This window comes from Haladaptatus sp. SPP-AMP-3, assembly GCF_049568665.1.
Lineage (GTDB): Archaea > Halobacteriota > Halobacteria > Halobacteriales > Haladaptataceae > Haladaptatus > Haladaptatus paucihalophilus.
The window spans coordinates 290,595-316,053 of record NZ_CP145898.1; the positions used below are offsets into that span (position 1 = coordinate 290,595).

Consider the following 25,459-nt stretch of genomic DNA (forward strand, 5'->3'; position numbering starts at 1 on the left):
GTAGTCGGGTCTGGGGAGCGGTCGAATCAGGGCGAGAACCGCCGCGGAGACGGGAGTTCTATAGTTCGCCGATTCGAATCGCCCGTCGATGGAACCGGAGACCCGCGAGGAACTGCTTTCCGCGGCCGAACGCTACGCGGAGACGGTTCCGGTAGCGGTCGACCTCGACGCCGTAGAGTGGGAGTGTTCGGACCGGGCGGTACGCCGTGCGGGTGCCTGTCTGTACGACCGGACGACGACACGAGTGACGATTCGCTTGACGTGGGACGCCTATCGTTCGTTCGGATGGGACGAGTTCACGGGAACGATTCGACACGAACTGGTACACGCGTGGGAGTTTCAGCAGTTCGATGAATCGGGTCACGGCCCGCGATTCGCCGAGAAAGCGCGGGAACTCGACGCGCCGCGCCACTGTCGGTCGTTCGCGGACGCGCGACTTCGACTCGTCTGTTCGTCCTGTGACTGGGACGCGCGTCGCTTCCGCGCGTCGAAGGCGGTTAAACGACCCGAGCGGCGGCGCTGTGGGAACTGCGGCGCGCGCTATCGAGTCGAGCACGTCGAAAGCGGACGGCGCTGGCGAACGCACGCCGGGTATCTGGTCGCGCGGAGAAAGTTGGGGAGCGATTGGTGAGACGGTTGCTCAGTCGGAAATCGTCTCGATGAACGAGAGCGATTCGGCGAGCGGTTCCGCGGTGGCTTCCGGATAGAGGGGCCCGCTGGGGCCGTCGGAGGCGGAGAGAACGTCGGCGTCATCCAGGATGGAGACGTGTTGCTGATAGAACGTCGTGTAGACGGTGGTCCGTTGGTTCGTGGTCCAGTCGGGACCGAACTCCCGGAACGTCACCTCGTCGACGAGCGTTCGCATCGGAATCACGTCCTCGACGTCCGCCACGATGGTAATCGCGTGACGGCGGCGCTCGACGCGACACAGGGAGAACGGTTCGTCTCGGGACAAGTGTATCGGCGAAGAGACGGGGTGACGGCCGAACAATCGTCCCAACGTTCGACTGTCAGCGGGGCGCCAACTTAGCAATTACGATTGGAAGAAATTAAAACAGGTGACTATTCAGTTACGACCGTGACCGCGCCGTCGAAATCGAGGATGACCGACTGCGTTCGGTCGCCGAACAGGGCTTTCCCGGTGGGAGAGCGCTTTCTGCCTGCGAGGAACACGTGGTCGCAGTCGAGTTCGGTGGCGGCGTCGAGAATCTGGTCGCGCTCGTCGCCGATGCGCCCGACGGCCTCGTATTCGACGTCGCCGTCGAGGACTTCGCGCCCGATGTCTTGGGCGAACTGCCGGGCACCTTCGAGCGCCTGCCCGGCGGTGTAGGACGTTTCGAGGTTCGGAATGCCTTCCAACGACGTGCGCGTATCCTCGTACTCCTCGTTGGTCGTGACGTGAAGCAAGACGAGTTCCGCCCCGACGCCCGCTGCCAGTTCGCCCGCTTCTCGGACCAGTTCTTTTGCAGATTCGGATGCCTCGACGACCGCGAGTGCTCGTTTCACACCAGATATTGCCAGAGTCGAAGGATAAATAAATTAGCTTTCGTTCGCGCCAAGTTTCCCCGCTCACGTGCGGGGGGAGCGGTATCATTTCGTTACGTGGTTGGAATACGAACCGATATATACCTTCGCGGAGTTGAACGGAACGAGAACACGAATGTCCGAATCCGTCGAGAAGAACGTCTGTCCAGTCGTTAAATCCATCGAACAGATAGGGTCGCAGTGGCGGTTGGTCGTCCTCCACGATTTACACGACGGCGAGAAGCGATTCAACGAACTCAAGCGCTCCACGGGGGCGAGTTCGAGAACCCTCTCGCGCGTGCTGGACGACCTCGGTGAGATGGGATTCGTCAGTCGGCGTACCGAGGAAGACGCGCCGATAGCGACGTACTACAGCCTGAACGAGAAGGGTCGCTCGCTCTGTCCCATCTTCGAGGAACTCGAACTGTGGGCCGACGAGTGGCTCTGAGAACGTCTGCCCGCTGAAACGCACCCTCGTATCGGCGGGGAACGACGCACCCGCACTGTACGATTTCGAACGTCGAGACGCGTCTCGGTTCATCGAACGCCTCCCGGTTCGTCCCGCAAACGACAACTATTCGGCGCGTCCGTCCCGACATTCGACTATGACGACTGGCGTCGTGGTACTCAACTTCGGAGAGCCGGACGAACCGACGCGAGAGAGCGTCCTCGATTATCTCGAGCGCATTTTCATGAACAACGCAGACCTCGAAGGTGACACCACCGAAGCGGAAGCGCGAGAGCGCTCCCGGCAACTGGCCGAACGACGCGCGCCCGGTCTCATCGAAGAGTACGAGGAGATCGGCGGGTCGCCGCTCGACCCGCAAGCGAAAGCGCAAGCCGCCGCGCTGGAAGCCGAACTCGACGCGCGCGGGTTCGACGCGACGACGTACGTCGGCATGCAGTTCACCGAACCGTTCATCGCCGACGCCGTGGAGAAGGCCCACGAGGACGGCGTGGACGAACTCATCGGCCTGCCCGTCTACCCGCTCTGCGGTGCCTCGACCACCGTCGCCTCCCTCGAAGAACTCACGGAGGCGGTGAACGAGCGGGACTGGGACGTCCCGGTCCACGAAATCACCGGCTGGCACAAACACCCGACGTACAACCGGATTCGGGCGGAAAACGTCCGAGCGTTCGCGGACGAGGAGGGCATCGATGTGGCAGACGACGACACCGAACTCCTCTTTTCGGCTCACGGGACGCCGAGTCACTATCTGGACGAAGGGAGTCGCTACGACGTCTACGTCGAGGAGTTCTGTGACGTGATGGCGAGCGAACTCGGCGCCGAGTCGTACACGCTCGGCTTCCAGAACCACGGCAACCGGAAGATTCCGTGGACCGAACCCGACGTCGAGGACGTCGTCGCCGACATCGACGCCGAGCGCGTCGTCGTCGAACCCATCAGCTTCATGCACGAACAGAGCGAGACGCTCTCGGAGTTGGACGACGAACTCCGCGAGGAGGCCGAGGAGGTCGGACTCGACTTCTACCGGGTTCCCGTCCCGCACGACGACGACCGATTCGCGGGCGTCCTCGCCGACCTCGTGGAGCCGTTCGTCGCCGACTTCGACCCCTCCTACTACCAGTTCCGCCAATGCCAGTGTAAGGACACGCCCGGCACGATGTGTCTCAACGCCCCGTTCAGCCAATGACGGTCGGAATCATCGGTGCGGGCATCACGGGGCTAGCGCTCGCCCACCACCTCGACGGGACGGAAACCGAGTACGTCGTCCTCGAAGCCGACGACGAACCCGGCGGCGTGATTCGGAGCGGGCGCGTCGATGGCTACCTACTGGAGTGGGGACCGCAGCGACTCCGACGGACGGGACCGGTGGACGAACTCGTCACCGACCTCGGGCTGGACGGCGAGGTCATCGAAGCCGGGGACACCAAACTGTTCGTCTACGCGGACGGCGACCTCCGGCGCGCGCCGTTCACCATCGAGGAGTTCGGCCACACGGACCTGCTCTCGTGGCGGGGCAAACTCGACGTGCTGAAGGAACCACAGACCGCCCCCGCGGACCCCGAGGAGACCGCCGCCGAGATGTTCACCCGGAAGTTCGGCGAGGAGGCGTACGAGAACCTCATCGGCCCGCTTTTCGGCGGGACGTACGGCTCGCTGCCCGAGTACATGCCGGTCAAGCACTCGCTCTCCGGCGTGTTGCGGATGGAGGAGAAGTACGGCGACCTGCTGACACCAGTCCTAAAACGCGCCATGGCGGGCGGCAGTTCGGCTCCCGCCATGTCCTTCGATGAGGGCGTTCAACAGCTTCCGGAGGCCCTGTACGAGGCCCACCACGAGAACGTGCATCTGGAAACCCCCGTCACCGGGATTCGGGAGGAAGGAGCGGGATACGTCCTCGAAACGGACGACGAGTCGTTCGAGGTCGATGACGTCGTGATTACTACGCCCGCCGAAGTGAGCGCCGACCTGCTGGCCCCGCTCACCGAGAGCGCGGACGCGCTCCGGCGGCTGAGCTACAACCCGCTCGCGTTCGTCCACCTCCGCGCCGATTCCGACCGGGACGGCTTCGGCTATCAGGTCCGCCACGACGAGGACCTCGACACGCTCGGCGTCTCGTGGAACGCGAGCATGTTCGGCCGGAACGGACGGTCGAACGACGGCGCGGACGAGGCAGGAGGGGTCTACACCGTCTTCCTCGGCGGGATGAAAGAGCCCGAACTGCTCGAAGAGAGTGACGAAACGCTCGGCGACATCGCCGCGACGGAGTTCGCCGAGGTGATGGGAACCGAGGCCGAGGTGTTGAGCGTCAACAAACTCGACCGAGGGTTCCCCGCCTACGACGCGTCGTGGGACGCGCTGGAGGAGTTCGAGGCCCCGGACGGCATCCACCTCGCCACGAACTACACCGCGCGGATGGGCGTCCCGAGTCGAATTCGGGAGGCAAAAGCGCTGGCGGAGCGGTTCGCGAAGTAAGTCGCTGATGGTGCGGTTCGCGGCGTCGCTACTGGATGTCCGATTTTTCGAACCGTCGATAGCCGAGCACCAACGGGACGGTCCCCCAGAATAGCAAGACGGCGAGGAACACCCACGGGGAGAGATACGCCGGGGGTTGGCCGCCCGAGGCGATTCGGAGGGGCGGGAGCAAGGACAGACGAAGCAATCCCTCGTACGCGCCGGACGGACTCAGCCATTGCACGAGGTAGGTCCACGCCGGATAGGGAGCGACCATCATCGAAGAACCTGTTTTGAAGTACGCGACGATATTGACCAGCACACCCCAGAACAACTGGAAGAGGGCGAACGCGCCGACCGCGAGGATTCCGGCGCGGCGGTTCGATTTCGCCAGTCCTGACAGTCCGACGCCGATTGCAACGTACACGATACCGAGGAGGACCGTCGCCGCCGTGAAAAGCGCGTACGGTCCGAGCGAAAACCGGCCGAACTGCGAGACGATGAAGACGATGGCGAGGAGGAAACTCGCCAACGATGGGACGAGAGCGACACCGCAGCGAGAGAGGAACTTGCCGCCGAACACGTCCCGTCGAGAGTGTGGCAAGCCGAGCAGCAGTTTTAGCGACCCCGACTCGCGTTCACCGGCGACCGCGCTGTACCCGACGAACAGTCCGATGAGCGGAACGAGCACCTGTGCCGCGGAGTAGACGTACTCCACCACATCAACCGCACTTCCAGTGCTGTAGGAGTGAATCGTATAGAAGTACGACCACAGGACAACGAGCAGGGAGAGGACGACTGAAACGGCCCAGAACGACTTCTTCCGAGCAAAATCGGAAAAATCCTTTCGGGCGACCAATCGGAGGGACATAAATCCGAACTGACGCTATTTTGCTATAAAAATTCCTATCGTTCGATTTCCTTCGCCGCGTCCACGAACGCCGTCGCGTTCTCGACGGGCGTCGTCCGGTCGATGCCGTGGCCGAGATTGAGGATGTGGCCGGAATCGCCCGCCTTCTCGATGACTTCGTGGGTCTTCTCCTTGACGAACTCGGGACTCCCGAGTAGGTAGGAGGGGTCGAGGTTGCCCTGCACCGGCGTGTCGCCCAACTGCTCGCGGGCGTCGGCCATGTCCACCGTCCAGTCGAGGCCGACGACGTCCGCGCCCGATTCGGCGAGCAGGTCGAGTTTGCCGCCGGGGTGGCGCGCGAAGACGATGGAGGGGACGTCGATGGCGTCGAAGATTCGCTGGTGGAGCGGCAGGACGAACTCGCGGTAGTCGTCCGGCGTCAACACGCCCGCCCACGTGTCGAACACCTGCACCACGTCCGCGCCCTGCTCGACTTGGTACCGGACGTACTCCTCCACCACGTCGGTGAACATCGAGAGGAGGTCGCGGAACGCTTCGGGGTGATTGGTTCGGAACCGCCGAATCGGTTTTCTGGACGTGGGTTCGTCGCCGACGACGTACGAGGCGAGGGTGTACGGGCCGCCGGAGAAGCCGATGATGCTCGTCTCGTCGCCGATACTCGACTGCAATCGGCCCAATAGGTCGCCCACGTAGTCGATTTCCGTGGCGACGTCGGCGAACTCGGTCGGCACGTCGCTCGGGTCGGTGACGGGGTTGGAGACGACGGGGCCGACGCCGCTCTCGATGCGGTAGTCGAAACCGAGCGGTTCGAGGACGGTGAGGATGTCCGAGAACATGACGAGGCCGTCCGGTTCGAACAGTTCCCACGGGAGGAGGGTAATCTGTTCGGCCACTTCCGGGGTCTTGATGGCCTCCTTGAACGTGTACTGTTCGCGGATGTCGCGGTACTCCGGGATGTATCGTCCGGCCTGTCGCATCAACCAAACCGGTGGGCGTTCGGTCCGTTCGCCGCGTGCCGCCCGAACCAACAGGTCGCTCATGTGCCGAGATTGGCCGGATAGCGTCTAAGCGTTTCGACTCGTCCTATTTCGAGCGGCGGAAAAAGCGAGAGCGGTTCAGGCCGAGGCGTCGTACCCGACGTCCTCGATGGCGGCGACGATATCGGCGTCGTTCGCGTCGCCTTCGACGGTCGCCGTTCCTGCCTCGTGGTCCGCGCTGGCGTCCGAAATACCCGAAACGTCTTCGAGCGCTTCGACGACGTTCTGCTCACAGCCACCGCAACTCATTCCGTCCACGTCGATGGTTCGAACCATACTCACGGCTACTCACCCGTTGCTTTTTGCGGTTTCGGAAAAATATCCAAAGCCGTTCCGTCGAATCCGAACAGGGGAAAGGAGGCGTGAAAAGAGGACTCGTGAGGGAGACGTGGCGCGGGAGCGGGAGTCGTCGAAGGGAGAGAGGAATGCGGAGATAATTCGTTTTTTAAACAAGCGGAATTTTGTATTTCACCGAATATACACAGGAAGTCAGCGGCAGAGAAGCGAGATAACGAAAACTGTTTTTATTCTATAACGCTAACTGAGGCGTAATGCGACAACTCGACGACACTGACCGGGAGATAATCCGGTTGCTTGTAGAGGACGCCCGCCGCCCCTACAACGAAATCGCGGAAACGGTCGGCCTCTCGCCGCCGACGGTCTCCGACCGCGTGGAACGGTTACGAGAAATCGGTATCATCCGCCGATTCACCGCGGATTTGGACCAAGGAATCCTCATCGACGGCCTCTCGTTGCTCGTCACGGTCAACGCCAAACCGGGGCACGTAGACGCGATCAAGCACTCGCTCGGTTCGTTCGACGGCGTGGAGCACGTCTTCGTCACCGCCGACGCGCACATCGTCTGTAAGGCGAACTTACACGAACATGCGGTGGAGGCGCTGCTCTCCGACGCCATCGAGGAGGACGCCGTACGCGATTACGACGTCCAATTGCTCGTTGACGAGGAGTGGAACCCGCAACCGGGAACCATCGAGTTCGCCCCCGATTGCGTCGAGTGTGGCAACACCGTCACGAACGAGGGGGAATCGACGCGCATCGACGGCGAACTGTACCACTTCTGTTGTTCGTCGTGCAAAGGGCAGTTCGCGGAGCGATACGAACGACTACAGGAAGGTGCCGCCGACTGACACGAGATTTACATAAATCCGTTTCAGGGAAGGGTTTTGGTGCCATGTACCAAACCACGAAACATGGCAACCGAACAATCGTTCGTCCGGGTCGCCGACGCGGACGACCTTCGGGAGGACAGCCCGCAAATCGTCCACGCGGACGGCCACTCCATCGGACTCTTTTTCCACGAAGGGGAGGTCCACGCCGTCGATAACCGGTGCCCGCACATGGGGTTCCCCCTCACGAAGGGGTCGGTCGACGACGGCATCCTCACCTGTCACTGGCACCACGCGCGGTTCGAACTATCCTGCGGGGACACGTTCGACCCGTTCGCCGACGACGTGCGGACCTATCCCGTCGAGGTCCGGGACGGGGACGTGTACGTCCAACCGAATCCGCCGCGGGACGAACCGCCCGAAGAACATTGGCGGAATCGGCTCGAACACGGCCTTCGAGAGAACATCAGCCTCGTCGTCGCCAAATCGGTCATCGGGTTGGAGTCCGAGGAGGTTCCGTCCACCGCCCCGGTGGAACTCGGGACGGAGTTCGGAACGCACTACCGCCAAGCCGGATGGGGTCGGGGACTGACGACGCTGGGCGTGATGACGAACCTCCTTCCCGCGCTCCGCCCGGAGGACCGCCGCCGGGCGCTCTACGTCGGATTGACGGAGGTGGCGGACAACTGTTCCGGCGAACCGCCGTTCTTCGTGCAGGAGGCGCTTTCGACGGACGACGTGTCGGCCGAGCGGCTCACGGAGTGGTTCCGCGACAACATCGAAGTCCGGGACTCGGACGGCGCGGAGCGCGTCCTTCGGGCGGGAATCACGGCGGACCTCGACGAGTCCGACATCGCGGGGATGCTCGTCGCCGCCGCGACGGACCACCTGTACCTCGACACCGGACACCGGTTGGACTTCATCAACAAGGCGTTCGAGACGCTCGACCACATCGGGTGGGAGCGCGCGGACGACGTGCTCCCCAGCCTCGTCCCCGGACTGGCGTCGGCCAACCGCGCGGAGGAGAGTTCCTCGTGGCGACAGCCCATCGACGTGGCGCAACTGTGTTTCGACGCCGAAGAGGAACTGCCGGACCTGCTCGAAGCGGGCGAGGGAAAGACGTGGGAGGAACCCGACGACTTCGTGGACGTGCTCCTCGGCGAGGACCCGCACGCCATCGTGAACGCGGTGACGGACGCCATCGAAAACGGCGCGACGGCGGCCGAACTCGCCCGCGTCGTGACGTTCGCCGCGGCGCGCCGCGTCGCCCACTTCGGCACGTCGAACGAGTTCGGCGACTGGAACACGGTCCATCACACCTACACCTACGCGAACGCCGTGGACGGGCTCTCCCGGCGGACGGACGCCCCGGAGGTGTACCGCGGCGTCTTCGATGCCGCGATGAACGTCTACCTCGACCGATTCCTCAACACGCCGCCGACGCCGATTCCCGAGCCGGACGGGGACCGCGACCCCGACGCCGCGCTCAACGAGTTGATGGAGACGTTCGAGGTGGAGGCCGACGAGGAGGTGGACCTCGCCGGGAAATCGACCGCGGAGTACCTCGCCGCCGGAGGCGACGCGGACCGACTGAAGCGAAAACTCGGAGAGGCGTTGGTGCGCGAGGACGTCGGTTTCCACACCAGACAGAACGTCGAAGTGGCCTTCGGGCAGTACGACGCGCTCGCGGGCGAAGGAACCGAAGAGAGCGAACGAAGGGCGCGGATTCACCTCGTCGCCACCGCGCGCTACCTCTCGGCCCACACGCCGACGCGGCGAGCGGGCGAACAGACGTTCCGAATCGCAGAACGGCTCCACCAAGGCGAGAACATCCACGAGATGGACTGAGCGCCGTCTCCCGTCGTCGGAGTCGAGACGGTCCGATTTTCGAATAACTGTCCCGACAACGGCGTCCGCGGTCGTTTTCGTCGTTCGAGCCGGTGGTCCCCATCGACCTAATACAACCTAATTTGTTTTACTGCAATTTAATTGGGCAAAGTTTATGGGTGCCCGTCTGGACACCACATATAGCGGTTGGAGCAGGGTACGCCCCACATGTGGGCTTACAAGGCTGGAGGGACAAGGAGTGACAACTATGGACTGCCCGGACTGCGGGAACGAGCGGACGCGAGTCATCGACACCACGAGCGCCGACGGAACATCGGTGCGACGACGGCGCGAGTGCCAACGCTGCTCGTTTCGGTTTACCACGTACGAGCGTCCGGAGTGGGACTCCCTCCAGGTGAAAAAGCGCGACGGGAACATCGAGGCGTTCAGCCGCGAGAAGCTCCGCGCGGGTATCGAACGAGCCGTGGAGAAGCGCCACGTGAGCGAGGCGGACGTGACGGCCTTGGTGGAAGCGGTCGAGTCCGAGTTAGGAAACCGAGAGACTCGAATCGTCTCATCCAGCCTCGTCGGCGACCTCGTTTCCGAACGCCTCCGCGAACTCGACCAGGTCGCGTACATCCGCTTCGTTTCGGTGTACAAGGCCTTTTCCGAACCAGAGGAGTTCCTCCGCGAACTCGACGCCGTTCTCGACGCAGAACTCGACGACGACCCGCCGCATCCAACCGACGATACCGATAATCCATGAGTCAACGAACACCGACGACGACCATCGACGTACGGTCCATCCTCGACCGAGCACGAACAGGCTACGAAACCGCACTCCCCGAGGACGAGTGTGAAACCCTCGCCAGCGAAATCGAGCGCACCCTCTACGGCGGCGCGTCCACCGACGAAGTGTATCAGGCCGTTACCCAAGCGCTTTCGGCGCGGGTCGAGCGCGAACCGGCGTTCAAACGAATCGCCGCCGATGCCTTCCGACAGGGGTACTACCACGAAGTTATCGGCGAGAACCTCCGCGGCTACGAACTGGACCGCGAGTACCGCGCGACCTTCATCGACAACCTCGAACGCGCGGTCGAAATCGGACGCCTCGACGAGCGACTGACCGAGCGATTCGACCTCGACGACCTCGCCTCGTATCTCGAACCCGAACGCGACGAGTTGTTCGAGTACATGGCGATGGAGACGCTGGCCCAGCGCTACTTCCTCAAAACCGAGGAAAACGGCGAGCGACTCGAACTCCCGCAAGCGTTCTGGATGCGGGTCGCCATGGGCCTCGCCGTCGAAGAGGACGACCCGCAACGACGGGCGAAGGAGTTCTACGACGTCCTCTCGACGCTGGAGTTCACCCCCTCGACGCCGACGCTGTTCCACAGCGGCTCGACCCATCCGCAGCTCTCCTCGTGCTATCTGACGACCGTCTCGGACGACCTGGAACACATCTTCGATTCGTACAACCACCACGCCCACCTCTCGAAGTGGAGCGGCGGCCTCGGCAACGACTGGACGAACCTCCGGGCGAGCGGCGCGCTCATCGAATCGACCGGCGTCGAATCCACCGGCGTCGTGCCGTTTCTCCGCATCAGCAACGACGTGACGGCGGCCATCAACCGCTCCGGGAAGCGACGCGGCGCGGCCTGCGGCTACCTCGCCTGCTGGCACCTCGACTTCCCGGCGTTCATCGACCTGAAGCGCAACACCGGCGACGAGCGGCGGCGCACGCCGGACATGAACACGGCCGCGTGGATCCCGGACCTGTTCATGAAACGGGTCGAAGCGGGCGAGGAGTGGACGCTGTTCAGCCCCGACGAGGTACCCGACCTCCACGACCTGTCCGGCGAGGAGTTCGACGAGCGGTATCGGGAGTACGAGAAGCGGGCCGAGGCGGGCGAGTTCAGGCAGTACGAGCGCGTCGATGCCGAAGAACTGTGGCGAAAGACGCTCACGCGACTGTTCGAGACGGGTCACCCGTGGCTGACGTTCAAGGACCCGTGTAACGTCCGCTCGCCGCAGGACCACGCCGGGACGGTCCACTCCTCGAACCTCTGTACCGAAATCACGCTGAACACGAGCGAGGACGAACACGCCGTCTGCAACCTCGGCAGCGTGAACTTTGCGACGCACGTTTCGGACGGCGAACTGAATCGCGACCACCTCGCCGAGACCATCGAAACCGCGATGCGGATGCTGGACAACGTGGTTGACCTCTGTTTCTATCCCACGGACGAGGCCGAACACTCGAACGTGCAGCATCGGCCGGTGGGACTCGGCACGATGGGATTCCACGACGCGCTGATGGAACTGGGAATCCCCATGGACTCCGAGGACGCAATCGAGAAAGCGAACCGCTGGCAGGAGTTCGTCTCGTATCACGCCATTCACAACTCCTCGAAGCTCGCGGCGGAGCGCGGGACCTACCCGTCCTACGAGGGGTCGAAGTGGGACCGCGGGTTGCTCCCGCAGGATACCGTGGAGACGCTCGAAGCCGAGCGGGGTCGCGAGATTCCGACCGAACGCGAGGAGACGCTCGACTGGTACGTCGTCCGCGAACACGTCGAGGAACACGGCATGCGGAACTCGAACACGATGGCCATCGCGCCGACGGCGACCGTCTCGACCATCAACGGAACCACGCCGTCCATCGAACCGATGTATTCGAACCTCTACGTGAAATCGAACATGTCCGGGGAGTTCACGGTCGTCAACGACCACCTCGTGAACGACTTGAAAGCCCTCGGCCTGTGGGACGAGGAGATGGTGGACCGCATCAAATACCACGACGGGACGATTCAGGAAATCGACGCCGTTCCGGACGACCTGAAGGAGTTGTACCGGGGCGCGTTCGAAATCGACCCGCGCCACCAACTCCGCCTGACCGCGCACCGACAGACGTGGATAGACCAGTCCGTCTCGCACAACGTCTTTTTCCCTTCGACCGACGGCACCCTGCTCGACGACGTGTACAAGACGGCGTGGCGGTTGGGACTGAAGACGACCTACTACCTCCGAACGCTCGGCGCGTCGGGAATCGAGAAATCGACGCTCGACATGGCCGAATACGGAAAGAGCCAGCACCGAGACGGATTCGGAACCGACCCCGACGGCGACGGAAACGGGGATGACAACAGCGGAGACGGTGGGGACGCCGACAGCAGAGACGGCGGAACCGACCTCTGTACCGTCGAGGACCCCACCTGCGACGCCTGCCAGTGACACGACCGACGCGATAACATACCTCACGAACGATACATGCCGATACTCGACACCGACAACGAACACGACCCGAACAAGATACTGCCGCTCGACTACGACTGGGCCCGCGACTACTACGAGGCGGGCGTCAACAACAACTGGGTTCCGGAGGAAGTTCCGATGCAGGACGACATTACCCAGTGGAACGGCGACGCCCTGTCCGACGCCGAGCGCCAACTCATCGAGTGGAACCTCGGGTTCTTCTCGACGGCGGAATCGCTCACCGCGAACAACATCGTCCTCGCGCTCTACGAGTACGTGACGGCTCCGGAGTGTCGCCAGTACCTCCTCCGGCAGGCCTACGAGGAGGCGATTCACACGGACACGTTCATCTACTGCTGTGACTCGCTCGGCTTCGACCCCGACTACCTCTACGGGATGTACGACCGGGTTCCCTCCATCGCCGAGAAGGACGAGTTCGTCGTGGACCTGACCCGCGCCATCGACCGTCCCGAGTTCAGCATCGAAACCAACGCCGACGTCCGCGAGTTCCTTCGGGACCTCGTCGGCTTCTACGTCATCATGGAGGGCGTCTTCTTCTACGCCGGATTCGCCATGATGCTCGGTCTGAAGCGCCAGAACAAGATGGTCGGCATCGGTCAGCAGTTCGAGTACATCCTGCGCGACGAGTCGCTCCACGTCGGGTTCGGCGTGGACCTCATCAACGAAATCCGCGCGGAGAACCCGAACGCGTGGACGGACGCCTTCGGCGAGGAGGTGACCGACCTCATCACGGACGCCGTCGAGTTGGAGAAGATTTACGCGTACGAGGCCTGCCCGGACGAAATCCTCGGCATGAGCGCGGCGCAGTTCGCCGAGTACGTGGAGCACATCGCCGACCGCAGACTGGCGCAACTCGACCTCGACGAACAGTACGGGACGGAGAATCCCTTCCCGTGGATGTCCGAGCAGGTGGACCTCAACAAGGAGAAGAACTTCTTCGAGACGCAAGTCACGGAGTATCAGAGCGGCGGGTCGCTCGACTGGTAGCGGCCGTTCTTATCGGGACGCGCTGAGCGACGTTCGGCGCTTTTCGCGGCGACGAAGGGCGTCGTCACGCAGGGTTTTCTGGTCGTCGGTCGGGCAGTCGAGGTCCGGGACCGCCGTCGGAGTCTCGTCGTCGTCCAGCGCGACCATCGTGAAGAACGACGTCGCCGTCTCCCCCTTCTCGTCGTGACTGGGCCGCTCCGCCCGAACCGAGACCACGACCTCCATGCTCGTCTCGCCCGTCTCGAACACGTACCCCTCCACAGTCACGATGTCGCCGAGGTCGATGGGACCGAGGAAATCGACGTGGTCCATGGACGCCGTGACGACCTGTCGGCGGGAGAACCGGCGCGAGGAGATGGCCGCGCAGATGTCCATCCAGTGTAGAATCGACCCCCCGAGCGCCCGACCGAGGTTGTTGGCGTCGTTCGGCATCAGGATTTCGCTCATGACCGTCCGCGATTCGGCGAGTGTCGCAGCGTCGTGCATCGAGTGGCGCTACACGACGCTCACAGATAAATCATCTGTACTTGTGTTTTTGAAAATGTGTTTGTTCTACGGCCGTCTCACTTATCCGCCGACGAATCGTGAACGTGAACGGATATGGGGGAACGGACGGATATGAGAGGGAAGGAACTCGTCATCGGGGGAACGCCGCTCGGCATCTGGTTGCTCGCCGCGCCGTTCGTCGTCTACGACGCGATGCTCGCACCGAACTTCTGGAACGACGTTCTCATGGGAGTCGTCGTGGCGGCGCTCGCGCTCTACGGCGCCCTCTGCGCGTGGCGTGACCGACGGGTCAGCATCGCGGCGGGGGGACTGCTCACGCTGCTCGGACTCTGGCAAGTGACGCGCCCGTTCGCCGTCGCGACCGCCGGACCGGTCCCGAAGTGGGGCGACGCGGCCGTCGGCGTCTTGCTGGCGTTTCTCGGGGGACGCGTGGTTCGAGAAGCGCGGACGGCGGCGCTCGAACAGCACGCCCCGAACGACGTGGGTGGCGACTGACTCGGCGCACGGAGTCAGGTCGCTGTGTGAGTACGGTGTGCTGCCTCCGTGATGTATCACTGATGGGCGGTGGCGTTCATCGCGGTCGAATACCACGGCGGTCGGCGTATCGTCGTCTCACCGATATTCGTTACTTCGAACGTCTCAGTTAGCTGATTCGTCTCTCCATCCTTCCTTCCCGTCGCCACGAGCCGATAGCGACGGACGACGCCCCACGTGTCGATGGTTGCGATGAGGGAAGCGTTTTCGACGGTATCGAAGTTCGGAAACAGCGACGGATACCTGACGTCGTTCATGACGACTCGATACGCGGGCGTTCCGGGTCGGTCGATTCGCTTTATGTCAGTCACGTTCAGCGCCACGAAGCGGTTGTACAGCCGTTCGCTATTCGTGGTCCGTCGAACGTATCCCAACGAATCCGGGTCGTGAGTCAGTTGATAGCTCGTGTGTTCGTTCCTCGTGCGGGCGAAGAGGGTCGTCGTACCGTTCGCCCACGCTGAAAGCTCGTACGACGACGACGGCGTTTGTAGCGGACTCAACGATCCGTTTTGCACGATATCGTACGTGAAACGGGTACTGTTCGAACCGACCTCGTGCGAGATTTGGACGTGTCCGAGAACGTTTCCATTGCTGTCCGTTTCGGTGACTCGATGCCGAAACGTGTACGATTTTTCTCGGAGAATTTTTCCGTGAGCCTCGGTCAATTTTGCGCGGTCGGTGAATCCGTTCGCGGTCAGTCCGGGCGCGAGTCGGCCCGAAAGTGTCGTGGTCGTTTCGGGGGCAGGGGAGGGGTCGGGAGAGACGAGGGAGTTACACCCGGCGGTCACGAGGAGGACCGCGAATACCGCCGCGAGGAGGGCACGACGCATGGGTAAAAATGGATTCGTCGTGATATATAAACATCCGTGATAATGGAGGTCGAGACAGTAACAAAGTCGGTAGCGGCTGTTTGGGATTTCTCTGGGACAAAGAATCGAATGAGACGTTAGTATCTAAGGTTTCGAAGTGAGTTGGCCGAACATTCTAAAGGACAACGTGAATGAACACGGATACCGTATTGAAACACAAGAACCTACTATGACGGAACGAACGCAACTCGAAATCCGTGGGATGAGTTGCGCGAACTGTTCGGGAACGGTCAGCGAGGCGTTGAACTCGCTCGACGGCGTACGGGAGGCGAACGTCAACTTCGCCACCGACGAGGGTACCGTCGAGTACGACCCGGAGGTCGTCTCGCTGTCCGAAATCTACGCGGCCATCGAGGACGCCGGATACGACCCGGTTCGCGCGACGACGACCATCGGAATCACGGGGATGTCCTGTGCGAACTGTGCGGACACGAATCGAACGGCGCTCGAATCGGTCCCCGGCGTGGTGGACGCCGAGGTCAACTACGCGACTGACGAGGCGAGCGTCGAGTACAACCCCGCCGGGGTGAACCGGACGGCCTTCTACGACGCCGTGGAGGAAGCGGGCTACGAACCGGTCCGGGAGGACGGCACGGACGGGAAGGAAGCGGAGGCGGACGCCCGCCAAGCCGCGCGCGACGCCGAGATACGCAAGCAGTTCCGACTGACGCTGTTCGGCGCGGTGCTCGCGGCGCCGCTCGTCTTCTTCATGCTCGAACACCTGTTTTTCCCGGCGATGGTGGGAGAGACGCTGTTCGGCGTCGACGTGGCAGTGATACAGTTCCTTCTCGCCACACCCGTCCAGATTTGGCTGGGCAAGGAGTTCTACGGCAACGCCTACAACGCGCTCGTGAAGAACCGGACGGCGAACATGGACGTGCTCATCGCGCTCGGTTCGACGACGGCGTACGTCTACAGCGTCGCCGTCATGCTGTCGCTCATCCCGGGGGGCACCTACTTCGACAGCGCGGTGCTCATCCTCGTGTTCATCACGCTCGGCAACTGGCTCGAAGCCCGGTCGAAGGGGCAGGCCAGCGACGCGCTCCGCGAACTCCTCGAACTGGAAGCCGATACGGCGACCGTGATAGAGGACGACGGCGAACGCGAAATCCCGCTCGAAGACGTGAAGGAGGGCGACCTGCTTCGCGTCCGCCCCGGCGAGAAGATTCCGACGGACGGCGTCGTGGTGGAAGGAGAGAGTGCGACGGACGAGTCGATGGTGACGGGCGAATCCGTCCCCGTCGAAAAGCGCGAAGGTGACGAGGTTATCGGCGCGACCATCAACGAGAACGGCGTGCTGACGGTTCGAGCGACGAAAGTCGGCGAGGAGACAGCGCTCCAGCAAATCGTCGGCATGGTGAAGGAGGCACAGGCCCGCCAACCCGAGATTCAGAACCTCGCCGACCGCATCAGCGCCTACTTCGTCCCGGCGGTCATCGCGAACGCGCTGCTGTGGGGAATCCTCTGGTATCTGTTCCCCGAAGCGCTCTCCGGGTTCGTGAATGGCCTGCCGCTGTGGGGACTGGTCGCCGGTGGCCCGAACGTCGCGGGCGGTGCGGCGGGTGCTGCTGGCGGCGTCACGGTGTTCGAGTTCGCAGTCGTCGTCTTCGCCAGCGCGGTGCTCATCGCGTGTCCCTGTGCGCTCGGTCTCGCCACCCCGACGGCGACGATGGTCGGAACGGCCATCGGCGCGCGCACCGGCGTCCTGTTCAAGGGCGGCGACGTGTTGGAACGGGTGAAGGACGCGGAAACGGTCGTCTTCGACAAGACCGGGACGCTGACCGAGGGCGAGATGCAGTTGACTGACGTGGTGGCGATTGCCGACGAACCCGACCCCGCGATGGCGGACGGCGGGGCGGACGTACTCGGAGCGACAGCGGACGCCGAGACGACGACGGAAGAACTCGTGCTCTCCGCCGCGGCCAGCGCGGAGCGGGGAAGCGAACACCCGCTGGCGAAGGCCATCGTGGCGGGTGCGGAAGAGCGCGGCGTCGAAATCGAGGACCCGAGTTCCTTCGAGAACGTTCCCGGCCACGGAATCCGGGCGGAGACGAGCCACGGCGAGGTGCTCGTCGGCAACCGGAAACTCCTCCGGGAGGCCGGAATCGACACCGACCCGGCGGAGGAGACGATGGAACGGCTCGAACGCGAGGGGAAGACGGCCATGCTCGTCGCGCTCGACGACCGCCTCCTCGGCGTCGTCGCCAACGCAGACGAGGTGAAGGCGAGCGCGAAGGAAGCCGTCGCGGACCTCCGAGAGCGCGGACTGACCGTGCTCATGCTCACGGGCGACAACGAGCGGACCGCCCGCGCAGTCGCGGAACGGGTTGGCATCGACCCCGAAAACGTCCGCGCAGAGGTGCTCCCCGACGAGAAGGCGGCCGTGGTCGAGGACGTGCAAGCGGGCGGCGAGAACGCGATGATGGTCGGCGACGGCGTGAACGACGCCCCGGCGCTCGCGGCGGCGTTCGTCGGCACCGCCATCGGCAGCGGCACCGACGTCGCCATCGAGGCCGCGGACGTGACGCTGATGCGCGACGACCCGCGCGACGTGGTGAAGGCGATTCGGATTTCGGCGGGAACGCTCTCGAAGATAAAGCAGAATCTCTTCTGGGCGCTCGGCTACAACACCGCCATGATTCCGTTGGCCTCCCTCGGACTGCTCCAGCCCGCGCTCGCCGCGGGCGCGATGGCGTTCTCCAGCGTGAGCGTCCTGACGAACAGCTTAGCATTCCGACGGTACGTTCCCGACCACGAGTACCGTCTGCTCGGCTTCCTCCGCTGAACAGCGGAAGTCGTGGTGTGTGTCGCCGTACCGTCCTCCGTTTTTTCGATGATTCCCAGCGGATGCGAACGGAGGGGGTAGTCGAACCTATTATGTGCCGAGCAACGAAAGGTCGGGTGAATGGTGCGGGATTTGGCAGACGATGCGCCCGAATTACAGGACGTCCTCGACGCCCTCGACGACCCCGCATGCCGACGAATAATCATGGAATTACGCGACCCGATGACAGCGCGGGAACTCGCCGACGCGACGGACATCCCGCTCTCGACGCTCTACCGAAAGCTCGACATGCTAAGCGAAGCCTCCCTCGTCGACGAACGAACCGAGATTCGGGAGGACGGCCATCACACCTCCCGCTACCGAATCACGGTGGAATCGGTGAACATCTCGCTGACGGACGAGAGGGAATTCGACGTGTCGATAGACCGTCCACCGGAGACAACCGACGAACGCCTCGAACGGCTCTGGACGGAGGTGCGAAAGGAAACATGAACGTCACCGTCATCGTCATCACGCTCAAAACGCTCACGCTCGTCCTCGGCGGCGTGATAACGTACTTCGCCTTCAAAGCGTACCGCCGAACCGGCTCACCGGCGCTCAGGTCGCTCACCATCGGGTTCGGCGTCGTCACCCTCGGCGCTCTGCTCGCCGGACTCGCCGACCAAGCGTTCAGCGTGAACCGGGATTTCGTCCTCGTCATCGAAAGCACGCTGACCGCGCTCGGCTTCGCCGCCATCGCCTACTCGCTCTACGCAGAATAGACGGTCTTCGCGGAGTAGACTTATCCCGATTGCAGGCGTTGTGAAACTAATGACCCGGCACCGTGGAGCGGCCGCGGACGCTACGGAATCGCTGGACGAGACCGTCCGGCGCGCCCTCGAACTCGCCACGGACGAATTGCTCGTGACAATCGAACCGACAGCGACGGGACCGGAACCGGCGTTCGACGCCGCCCTCGTCGGCGTGTTCGACCGCCTCGTCACCGAATTCGCGGCGGCACGCGACCGCGACCGCCCGCCGTTTGCGATGGGACCGGAACTCCGGGAGGAACGGAGCCGCTTCGACTCGCTGTCGGAGGACGCGAACGAACGATTGCACGCGCTGTTGGACTCGCTGGCGTACGATTCGCTGTCGTTTCGGCGACTCGGCGGCGCGTACGAGCGGTCGCTCGATTACGTACCCGAGATGGAAGACGGCGGGATTCGTCTCACGGGGGACGCGACGCGACGGGTATCTGCGGGAGCGTACTACACGCCGAGCGAGGTGGTCGAATACGTGGTTTCGCGGGCGCTCCACGGACGGGGGGACGCCCGAGTCATCGACCCAGCGATGGGGAGCGGGAACTTTCTGACCTGCGCCATCGACCGATTGGCCGAATCCCGCGACGAACCGGCCGAACGAGCCCGTCAGTTCGTCGCGGAGAACCGCGTCTTCGGGGTGGACGTGGACCCGCTGGCCGTCGAACTCGCACGGTCGGCCGTGTGGTTCGAAACCGGCGTCTGGCCGGACGACACCCTCGTCGTCGGCGACGCGCTCGCGTCGAACCCCGAGTGGACGGATGCGGAGGGGTTCGACGCGGGGGGGTTCGATGCCGTGGTCGGCAACCCGCCCTACGTGCGAAGCCGCCACCTCCCGGCGGAGCGAAAAGACGACCTTCGGGAGCGGTACGACACGGTGACCGGGTCGTTCGACCTCTACGTGCCGTTCGTCGAGCGCATGGCGGAACTCGGAGGGCGGGTGTCCTGTATCGTCCCGAATAAGTGGACGACGGCGCGATACGGGCGACCCCTCCGCGACCAACTGCTCGACGAGCACCGATTGGTGGAACTGCTCGACGTGTCGAACGACACGGTGTTCGACGACGCGAGCGTCTACCCGCTGGTCCTGACCTTCGACTCCGGCGGCGGCCCGACCGAGGAGATATCGATTCGGCGGGGCGATTCGAGCGACGAAACGGAGGAAACAGCGGAAACGACGCTCTCCCGGTCGTTCGTGGACGCGCTCGGCGACCGGGTGATTCCGGTGGGTATCGACCCCTCGTTCGGGTCGCTCGCGGAACGACTCGTCCGGGAGTTCGACGAACTCGGGACGCACGTCGATATGACGGAGGGTATCCACACCGGCAACGTGCGGGAAAAGCTCGTCGTGGACGAACCGGGACCGGACTGTGAGCGAGTCGTCGGCGGGGGGGACGTTTCGCGCTACCGATTGGAGTGGGACGGCAACTGGGTTCGGTTCGACCCGTCGCTCATCGGCGACGGCGAGTACGGTGCCTTACGCGACCGGACGGTCTTCGACGGCGAGAAACTGCTCCTCCGGGACATCAGCGACCGCCCCGTGGCGACCTACGACGACACCGGAACGTACGCGCTGAACACCCTCTTCAGCGTCCAGTCCCGTCCTCGTTCCGACCTGCCGCTTCGCTACCTCCTCGCGGTCATCAACGCCACGGTTTCGGCCTGCTGGTTTCAGCAGGTGTACGGCGGCACGCACGTCAGCGGCGGCTATCTCCGGTTCAAGCCGATGTTCGCGAATCGGTTGCCGGTTCCCGACGGCGAAGGGGAACGCGACGAACTGGTCGCGCTGACGAAGCGGTTGGAACGGTTTCGAGAGGCGCGTTCGGACCTCGATACCCGTCTTCCGGGAGGGGATGAGGGTCCGGAAGGGGACGAAGGTCCAGTGGGGGATGACGGCCCGCGACTCGGCGACCTCGTTCGGCGGGTCGGCACCGACTCGCCGTTGGCCGAGACGACGACGACGCGGGACGGGCTTCGCGTCGGGAACGTCAGCGTCGAGAGAGGAGTGGACGACCTCGTGTTCTCGGCGACGGCGCGCTACCGCCCCGCGGAAGAGCGTGCCACCGATACGTGGGGGTTCGCGGAGACGGAACCGATTCGAGCGCTCGTGTTCGAGGCCGACGGGCGGGAGGAGTGGCGCGACGTGCTCCCGTGGTGCGTCCCGCGTCACGTCGAAAGCGACGCCTTCACCGAGGAGGCGCGGAAAACCATCTCGCCGCTCGACCGACTCGAATCGATTCGGCTGCCGTCGCTCGAAACCGCGACGGCGTTCGCGGAGCGGTGTCGATCCGCGGCGCAAGTGGACGCGAAAATCGAGCGGACGGATGTGGCAATCGACCGACTCGTCTATCGAGCCTACGGACTCTCGGCGGACGAAATCGAACTGGTCGAGCGACTCGCGAAGTGAGGTCCCGGGGCAACGAACGGGCGTTGTGAACACAGACCCATTCAGTTGCTAGAGACTGCTATTCTACCCCGGAACACTGACAGGGGAATTAATACCCGAGAAGCGGTTTCGTTCCCACATGAGCGACCACTCGCACGGTCACGACCGTGACCACGATGGCCACCACCACGACAGCAACGGCCACGGCGGTCACGGCCACGACCACGACGGTCACGGTCACGGCGGCCGCGGGGGGTCAGGGAACCGGCGAGCGTTGAAAATCGCGCTCGTCATCAACACCGCGTTCTTCGTGGTGGAAATCGCTGGGGCGCTGTACGCCAACTCGCTCACGCTCCTCGCAGACGCCGGGCACATGCTCACGGACTCGGCGAGCATCGTCCTCGCGCTCTTCGCCGCGTGGATTGCCACGCTCGACGCGGACTCGAAGCGCACCTACGGCTATCAACGCGCCGAGATTCTCGCCGCGCTGGCGAACGGCGTCTTCCTCGTCATCATCGTCGTCTACGTCGCCTACGAGGCCGTCATGCGGTTCCAGAACCCGCAGGACGTGAAGGCGCTTCCGACAATCGTCATCGGTGTCGTGGGACTCGGCGCGAACCTCGCCGGGGCCTACGTCCTCCACGGCGGCCGGGACAGCCTCAACGTCGAGGGCGTCTACCTCCACCTGCTGACCGACGCCGCCGGAAGCATCGCCGCCATCGCGCTGGGCGTCGGGTTGTACGTCTCCGACCTCTACGTCCTCGACCCGCTATTCAGCCTCGTCATCGCCGCGCTCGTCCTGTACTCCGCGAAGGACCTCCTCATCGAGAGCGTCAACATCCTCCTGCAGGGCACGCCGTCCAGCGTGGACGTGGACGACATCACCGGGACGCTCTCCGACCTCGACGGGACCGAGGACGTCCACGACGTGCACGTCTGGGCGCTCACCAACCGCAGTTTGGCCTGTAGCGCCCACGTCGTCGTCGCGGACGACGCGGACCGCGACGCGGTTCTCGACGCCGCCCGCCACGCCCTCAACGAACGCCACGACATCGGCCACGCGACCATCCAAGTCGAGTCCGAGAGCGGCGACTGCGAAACCGCCGACTTCGACTGCTATCCGGCGAACGGCGGCCACGTCGCCGATTGAAGGGAATGAGCGGCGGAGCAGGGAAAGCGGTTCGATGGGACGGGTGCGGAGGCGGTGCGGTGGACGTGAAATCGATTTCGAACCGCTCGGACGAGAGTAGAGGGGGAGAAAGGGGAGGATACAGTGTGAGATGGTAGAAATCAGTATGAAATAGTATGATTTAGTACGGAATAGGAGAATATAGTATGAAATAGTATCTTTCGATAGTATTCAGTGGAAAATAGAACGCTCCGGTAGTCACGAAGTCACGCCGGTAGGGTCGCGGTGGTGAAAACCACGAACGCGGCGAGACCGACGAGGGCGGCGGTTGCGAACCCGAGTATCGAAAGTAGCGCCGTGAAATAATTCACACGAAGGTGCCTTAAATTCCTTTTAAATAATTTTTATTGCATTTTCATAAGTTATCACCAATCTTTTTGAGGCGAAAATCCGTACACGGGGATATGATGCAGACCGGGTTGGCGGCTGTGACGACGGACACGCTCGTGGTGTTCGCCATCGTCCTCATCGCGCTGGTGTTCTTCGCGACGGAGTTACTTCCCGTCGACGTGACCGCGATTCTGATAATGGTCACGCTGATGGTGCTCGAACCGTGGACGGGAATCAGCACGACGGAGGGGATTTCCGGGTTCGCCAACGAAGCGACCATCACCGTGCTGGCGATGCTCATCCTGAGCGCGGGCGTCAGCCAAACGGGGGTCGTCCAGTTGCTCGGCAGTCGGCTGGCCGACTTCGCAGGAAGCGACCTGAAAAAACAGCTGTTCGCAACCATCGGCGTCGCCGGACCCGCGTCCGGGTTCGTGAACAACACGCCCGTCGTGGCGATTCTCGTCCCGGTCATCACGGACCTCGCGCACGAGGGGAAGACTTCGCCGTCGAAACTGCTCATCCCGCTCTCCTACGCCTCGATGCTCGGCGGAATGCTCACGCTCATCGGCACTTCGACCAACATCCTCGCCAGCAACGTGACGGGGCGACTCGCCGAGCGAACCGGAAACGCCCGCCTCCACGCCTTCTCGATGTTCGAGTTCACGGGACTCGGCGTCATCGTCCTCGTGGTCGGCGGACTCTACCTGTTGTTCGTCGGCCACCGACTCCTACCCGAACGCGTCCCGCCGGAGGAAGACTACATCGAGGAGTACGAGATGGAAAACTACCTCACGGAAGTCGAAGTGGCGGAGGGGTCGCCGTTCGTCGGCAAAACGGTCGAGGACGCCATCGACGAGGCCGTTTTCGACGCCGAGATAATCCAGTTAGTTCGGGACGACGAGACGTTCATCGAACACATCGGTCAGCGGACGATACGCGCCGGTGACGTGCTCACGCTCCGAATCGACAAACGGACGCTAAGTACGCTCACGACGCTCGAACATCTGACGCTCGCGGGGACGCCGACGGAGGCGGAAATCGACCCCGGCGAGGAACAGACGCTCGTCGAAGTCGTCATTCCCTCCGGGTCCTCGCTCGTCGGGGAGACGCTTTCGAGTTCGACGTTCCGGGAGCGCTTCGACGCCGCGGTCCTCGCCTTCCGGAGCCGCGGCGAGGTCATTCACGAGCGTCTCGACCGGGTGACGGTTCGGGTCGGCGACACGCTCCTCGTGCAGGCGTCGGCCGACGGCATCGACCGACTGGCGGCGAACCGGGATTTCATCGTGGCCCACCAAGTGAGCGACCCGGACTACCGAACCGAGAAGATTCCGGCGGCGCTCGCCATCATCGTCGGAGTCGTCTCGCTCGCCGCGCTCGGGGTCTTCCCCATTCTCGTCACGGCGCTCGGCGGCGTGGTGGCGATGGTCGCCACCGGCGTCCTGAAACCCGGCGAGTTGTACGAATCGGTCGAGTGGAACGTCATCTTCCTGCTGGCGGGCGTCATCCCGCTCGGCGTCGCCCTCGAAAACTCCGGCGGCGCGGAACTCCTCGGCGGCCTCGTCGCGGCCAGCGCGAACTACCTCCCGGTCGTGGCCGTCCTCTGGATATTCTACATCGCCACGGGCCTCATCACGGAGGTCATCAGCAACAACGCCAGCGTCGTCCTGATGATTCCCGTGGCCGTCGAGGCGGCGACCCGAATCGACGCCAATCCGTTCGCGTTCGTCCTCGCGGTGACGTTCGCCGCCTCGACGTCGTTCCTCGGTCCCGTCGGCTATCAGACCAACCTGTTCGTCTACGGACCGGGCGGCTACAAGTTCACGGACTACTTCCGAATCGGGGCACCGCTCCAACTGCTCCTATCCGCCGTGACGGTCGCCGGAATCGTGGCGTTCTGGGGACTCTGAGGGAAACGGGGATTCGACGAAGTGGTCGAATCGGGTGCGTGGTGCGTGTCTCTCGTTTCAGTTCCGATTCGGCCGGAATCCCGAGAGCACGTCCAGCCACGAGACGAAGATGAACGCCCCGATGACCGCGGCCATCGTGCCGCCGAAGAGGGTCGCCATCCGCTCCGTGATGTGTTCCCGTTCCGAAATCGTGATGGCGTACACCCTATCGTCGTCGATGACGAACGAGTAGTCCTCCAACGCGCCGGGCGGGTCGTCCGACAGCTGATACGACCCGTGGAGTTTCGCGCGACCGAAGGCGACCCGCGCCTCGCTGGATAAGCTTCCGTACTTCACCGACGACGAGCGCACGCCGGGTTCGTTCTTCTCCACCTGCTCCAGCGAGAGCGTGTAGGTCGTCGTGTTTTGCGGCGGCTGGAGGAGCGCGTAGCCGGTGAGGACGAGCCCGGCCAAGAGCATGAGCGTCGCGAGTGCCTGAATCAGAAAGCTGTCGAACCGCATTCGATGTTGGTTGTGGTGTAGCGGGGGAGGTAAAGGGTTTCCATCGAACGTGGGGAGAAAGAAAACGGGACGGTCGGTCGGAATC

General features: G+C 63.5%; 24 protein-coding genes. 16 read left to right on the forward strand and 8 right to left on the reverse strand.

Annotated features, from left to right (window positions below; genetic code table 11):
- The first annotated feature begins 88 nt into the window (after positions 1-88).
- Positions 89-631 carry a SprT-like domain-containing protein gene (locus V5735_RS18110; RefSeq protein ID WP_423746162.1) on the forward strand — a complete coding sequence of 181 codons (543 nt, stop codon included), beginning with the start codon at positions 89-91 and terminating at the stop codon, positions 629-631.
- Between the two features lie 9 nt (positions 632-640).
- On the opposite strand, the gene V5735_RS18115 is transcribed toward V5735_RS18110, so the two are convergent.
- Entirely contained in the window at positions 641-955 is a 315-nt protein-coding gene (locus V5735_RS18115) for a DUF7344 domain-containing protein (RefSeq protein ID WP_423746163.1), read from the reverse strand.
- Positions 956-1,062: 107 nt separating this feature from the next.
- On the reverse strand, positions 1,063-1,506 hold the full coding sequence (locus V5735_RS18120) for a universal stress protein (protein WP_423746164.1): 444 nt from the start codon (positions 1,504-1,506) through the stop codon (positions 1,063-1,065).
- A 154-nt stretch (positions 1,507-1,660) separates the two neighbouring features.
- Between V5735_RS18120 and V5735_RS18125 the strand changes: the two genes are divergently transcribed.
- The 3 genes from V5735_RS18125 (at position 1,661) to hemG (ending at position 4,465) form a co-directional block, all read left to right on the forward strand.
- Positions 1,661-1,972, forward strand: a complete 312-nt coding sequence (locus tag V5735_RS18125; protein WP_007977121.1) for a winged helix-turn-helix transcriptional regulator — start codon at positions 1,661-1,663, stop codon at positions 1,970-1,972.
- Positions 1,973-2,129: 157 nt separating this feature from the next.
- Entirely contained in the window at positions 2,130-3,179 is a 1,050-nt protein-coding gene (gene hemH / locus V5735_RS18130) for a ferrochelatase (protein WP_423746165.1), read from the forward strand.
- On the forward strand, positions 3,176-4,465 hold the full coding sequence (gene hemG / locus V5735_RS18135; protein ID WP_423746166.1) for a protoporphyrinogen oxidase: 1,290 nt from the start codon (positions 3,176-3,178) through the stop codon (positions 4,463-4,465). Before hemH ends, hemG begins: the two co-directional genes overlap by 4 nt.
- A 28-nt stretch (positions 4,466-4,493) precedes the next feature.
- On the opposite strand, the gene V5735_RS18140 is transcribed toward hemG, so the two are convergent.
- From V5735_RS18140 to V5735_RS18150, 3 genes are all read right to left on the reverse strand, one after another.
- On the reverse strand, positions 4,494-5,315 hold the full coding sequence (locus tag V5735_RS18140) for an ABC transporter permease subunit (RefSeq protein ID WP_423746167.1): 822 nt from the start codon (positions 5,313-5,315) through the stop codon (positions 4,494-4,496).
- A gap of 35 nt (positions 5,316-5,350) precedes the next feature.
- Positions 5,351-6,355: a uroporphyrinogen decarboxylase gene (hemE, locus tag V5735_RS18145; RefSeq protein WP_423746168.1), complete on the reverse strand. Its 1,005-nt coding sequence runs from the start codon at positions 6,353-6,355 to the stop codon at positions 5,351-5,353.
- Positions 6,356-6,430: 75 nt separating this feature from the next.
- A complete protein-coding gene (locus tag V5735_RS18150) occupies positions 6,431-6,628 on the reverse strand; it encodes a heavy-metal-associated domain-containing protein (RefSeq protein WP_423746169.1) in 198 nt (65 codons plus the stop codon).
- A 275-nt stretch (positions 6,629-6,903) separates the two neighbouring features.
- On the opposite strand from V5735_RS18150, the gene V5735_RS18155 reads away from it, so the two are divergent.
- The 5 genes from V5735_RS18155 (at position 6,904) to V5735_RS18175 (ending at position 13,569) form a co-directional block, all read left to right on the forward strand.
- Positions 6,904-7,500: an AsnC family transcriptional regulator gene (locus V5735_RS18155; protein WP_423746170.1), complete on the forward strand. Its 597-nt coding sequence runs from the start codon at positions 6,904-6,906 to the stop codon at positions 7,498-7,500.
- A 63-nt stretch (positions 7,501-7,563) separates the two neighbouring features.
- Positions 7,564-9,327, forward strand: coding sequence for a Rieske (2Fe-2S) protein (locus V5735_RS18160; protein ID WP_423746171.1), 1,764 nt, complete (start codon positions 7,564-7,566; stop codon positions 9,325-9,327).
- 247 nt (positions 9,328-9,574) lie between these two features.
- Positions 9,575-10,072 carry a transcriptional regulator NrdR gene (gene nrdR, locus V5735_RS18165; protein WP_423746172.1) on the forward strand — a complete coding sequence of 166 codons (498 nt, stop codon included), beginning with the start codon at positions 9,575-9,577 and terminating at the stop codon, positions 10,070-10,072.
- Positions 10,069-12,540 carry a ribonucleoside-diphosphate reductase subunit alpha gene (locus tag V5735_RS18170; protein WP_423746173.1) on the forward strand — a complete coding sequence of 824 codons (2,472 nt, stop codon included), beginning with the start codon at positions 10,069-10,071 and terminating at the stop codon, positions 12,538-12,540. The genes nrdR and V5735_RS18170 overlap by 4 nt, the downstream gene beginning before the upstream one ends.
- Before the next feature lie 36 nt (positions 12,541-12,576).
- Positions 12,577-13,569, forward strand: a complete 993-nt coding sequence (locus V5735_RS18175; RefSeq protein ID WP_423746174.1) for a ribonucleotide-diphosphate reductase subunit beta — start codon at positions 12,577-12,579, stop codon at positions 13,567-13,569.
- Positions 13,570-13,578: 9 nt separating this feature from the next.
- On the opposite strand, the gene V5735_RS18180 is transcribed toward V5735_RS18175, so the two are convergent.
- Positions 13,579-14,055 (reverse strand): acyl-CoA thioesterase, encoded by a 477-nt coding sequence (locus V5735_RS18180; protein WP_423746175.1) that lies wholly within the window; start codon positions 14,053-14,055, stop codon positions 13,579-13,581.
- A gap of 114 nt (positions 14,056-14,169) precedes the next feature.
- Here V5735_RS18180 and V5735_RS18185 point away from each other — a divergent pair, with 114 nt between their 5' ends.
- Positions 14,170-14,571, forward strand: coding sequence for an SPW repeat domain-containing protein (locus V5735_RS18185; protein WP_423746176.1), 402 nt, complete (start codon positions 14,170-14,172; stop codon positions 14,569-14,571).
- Between the two features lie 56 nt (positions 14,572-14,627).
- Here the strand turns inward: V5735_RS18185 and V5735_RS18190 are convergent, their stop codons facing one another.
- Positions 14,628-15,440 (reverse strand): hypothetical protein, encoded by an 813-nt coding sequence (locus tag V5735_RS18190; RefSeq protein ID WP_423746177.1) that lies wholly within the window; start codon positions 15,438-15,440, stop codon positions 14,628-14,630.
- A gap of 208 nt (positions 15,441-15,648) precedes the next feature.
- Here V5735_RS18190 and V5735_RS18195 point away from each other — a divergent pair, with 208 nt between their 5' ends.
- From V5735_RS18195 to V5735_RS18220, 6 genes are all read left to right on the forward strand, one after another.
- Positions 15,649-18,264, forward strand: coding sequence for a heavy metal translocating P-type ATPase (locus V5735_RS18195; protein ID WP_423746178.1), 2,616 nt, complete (start codon positions 15,649-15,651; stop codon positions 18,262-18,264).
- A gap of 120 nt (positions 18,265-18,384) precedes the next feature.
- Positions 18,385-18,756: an ArsR/SmtB family transcription factor gene (locus tag V5735_RS18200; RefSeq protein WP_069451226.1), complete on the forward strand. Its 372-nt coding sequence runs from the start codon at positions 18,385-18,387 to the stop codon at positions 18,754-18,756.
- Positions 18,753-19,025, forward strand: coding sequence for a DUF7521 family protein (locus V5735_RS18205; protein WP_423746179.1), 273 nt, complete (start codon positions 18,753-18,755; stop codon positions 19,023-19,025). The genes V5735_RS18200 and V5735_RS18205 overlap by 4 nt, the downstream gene beginning before the upstream one ends.
- 49 nt (positions 19,026-19,074) lie before the next feature.
- The gene (locus V5735_RS18210) at positions 19,075-21,468 is read left to right on the forward strand and encodes an Eco57I restriction-modification methylase domain-containing protein (RefSeq protein WP_423746180.1); all 2,394 of its coding nucleotides are present in this window, start codon (positions 19,075-19,077) and stop codon (positions 21,466-21,468) included.
- A gap of 118 nt (positions 21,469-21,586) precedes the next feature.
- Entirely contained in the window at positions 21,587-22,597 is a 1,011-nt protein-coding gene (locus V5735_RS18215; RefSeq protein ID WP_423746181.1) for a cation diffusion facilitator family transporter, read from the forward strand.
- Between the two features lie 443 nt (positions 22,598-23,040).
- The gene (locus V5735_RS18220) at positions 23,041-24,873 is read left to right on the forward strand and encodes an SLC13 family permease (RefSeq protein WP_423746182.1); all 1,833 of its coding nucleotides are present in this window, start codon (positions 23,041-23,043) and stop codon (positions 24,871-24,873) included.
- Between the two features lie 57 nt (positions 24,874-24,930).
- On the opposite strand, the gene V5735_RS18225 is transcribed toward V5735_RS18220, so the two are convergent.
- Positions 24,931-25,374 (reverse strand): hypothetical protein, encoded by a 444-nt coding sequence (locus tag V5735_RS18225; RefSeq protein ID WP_423746183.1) that lies wholly within the window; start codon positions 25,372-25,374, stop codon positions 24,931-24,933.
- Positions 25,375-25,459: the final 85 nt, after the last annotated feature.

Coding starts and splice junctions, on each gene's coding strand:
- V5735_RS18150 (WP_423746169.1), bottom strand. CDS start 6,628: ATGGTTCGAACCATCGACGTGGACGGAATGAGTTGCGGTGGCTGTGAG.
- V5735_RS18170 (WP_423746173.1), top strand. CDS start 10,069: ATGAGTCAACGAACACCGACGACGACCATCGACGTACGGTCCATCCTC.
- V5735_RS18110 (WP_423746162.1), top strand. CDS start 89: ATGGAACCGGAGACCCGCGAGGAACTGCTTTCCGCGGCCGAACGCTAC.
- hemG (WP_423746166.1), top strand. CDS start 3,176: ATGACGGTCGGAATCATCGGTGCGGGCATCACGGGGCTAGCGCTCGCC.
- V5735_RS18195 (WP_423746178.1), top strand. CDS start 15,649: ATGACGGAACGAACGCAACTCGAAATCCGTGGGATGAGTTGCGCGAAC.
- V5735_RS18210 (WP_423746180.1), top strand. CDS start 19,075: ATGACCCGGCACCGTGGAGCGGCCGCGGACGCTACGGAATCGCTGGAC.
- V5735_RS18225 (WP_423746183.1), bottom strand. CDS start 25,374: ATGCGGTTCGACAGCTTTCTGATTCAGGCACTCGCGACGCTCATGCTC.
- V5735_RS18205 (WP_423746179.1), top strand. CDS start 18,753: ATGAACGTCACCGTCATCGTCATCACGCTCAAAACGCTCACGCTCGTC.
- nrdR (WP_423746172.1), top strand. CDS start 9,575: ATGGACTGCCCGGACTGCGGGAACGAGCGGACGCGAGTCATCGACACC.
- V5735_RS18200 (WP_069451226.1), top strand. CDS start 18,385: ATGGTGCGGGATTTGGCAGACGATGCGCCCGAATTACAGGACGTCCTC.
- V5735_RS18185 (WP_423746176.1), top strand. CDS start 14,170: ATGGGGGAACGGACGGATATGAGAGGGAAGGAACTCGTCATCGGGGGA.
- V5735_RS18215 (WP_423746181.1), top strand. CDS start 21,587: ATGAGCGACCACTCGCACGGTCACGACCGTGACCACGATGGCCACCAC.
- V5735_RS18140 (WP_423746167.1), bottom strand. CDS start 5,315: ATGTCCCTCCGATTGGTCGCCCGAAAGGATTTTTCCGATTTTGCTCGG.
- hemE (WP_423746168.1), bottom strand. CDS start 6,355: ATGAGCGACCTGTTGGTTCGGGCGGCACGCGGCGAACGGACCGAACGC.
- V5735_RS18125 (WP_007977121.1), top strand. CDS start 1,661: ATGTCCGAATCCGTCGAGAAGAACGTCTGTCCAGTCGTTAAATCCATC.
- V5735_RS18160 (WP_423746171.1), top strand. CDS start 7,564: ATGGCAACCGAACAATCGTTCGTCCGGGTCGCCGACGCGGACGACCTT.
- V5735_RS18190 (WP_423746177.1), bottom strand. CDS start 15,440: ATGCGTCGTGCCCTCCTCGCGGCGGTATTCGCGGTCCTCCTCGTGACC.
- V5735_RS18180 (WP_423746175.1), bottom strand. CDS start 14,055: ATGCACGACGCTGCGACACTCGCCGAATCGCGGACGGTCATGAGCGAA.
- V5735_RS18220 (WP_423746182.1), top strand. CDS start 23,041: ATGATGCAGACCGGGTTGGCGGCTGTGACGACGGACACGCTCGTGGTG.
- hemH (WP_423746165.1), top strand. CDS start 2,130: ATGACGACTGGCGTCGTGGTACTCAACTTCGGAGAGCCGGACGAACCG.
- V5735_RS18155 (WP_423746170.1), top strand. CDS start 6,904: ATGCGACAACTCGACGACACTGACCGGGAGATAATCCGGTTGCTTGTA.
- V5735_RS18175 (WP_423746174.1), top strand. CDS start 12,577: ATGCCGATACTCGACACCGACAACGAACACGACCCGAACAAGATACTG.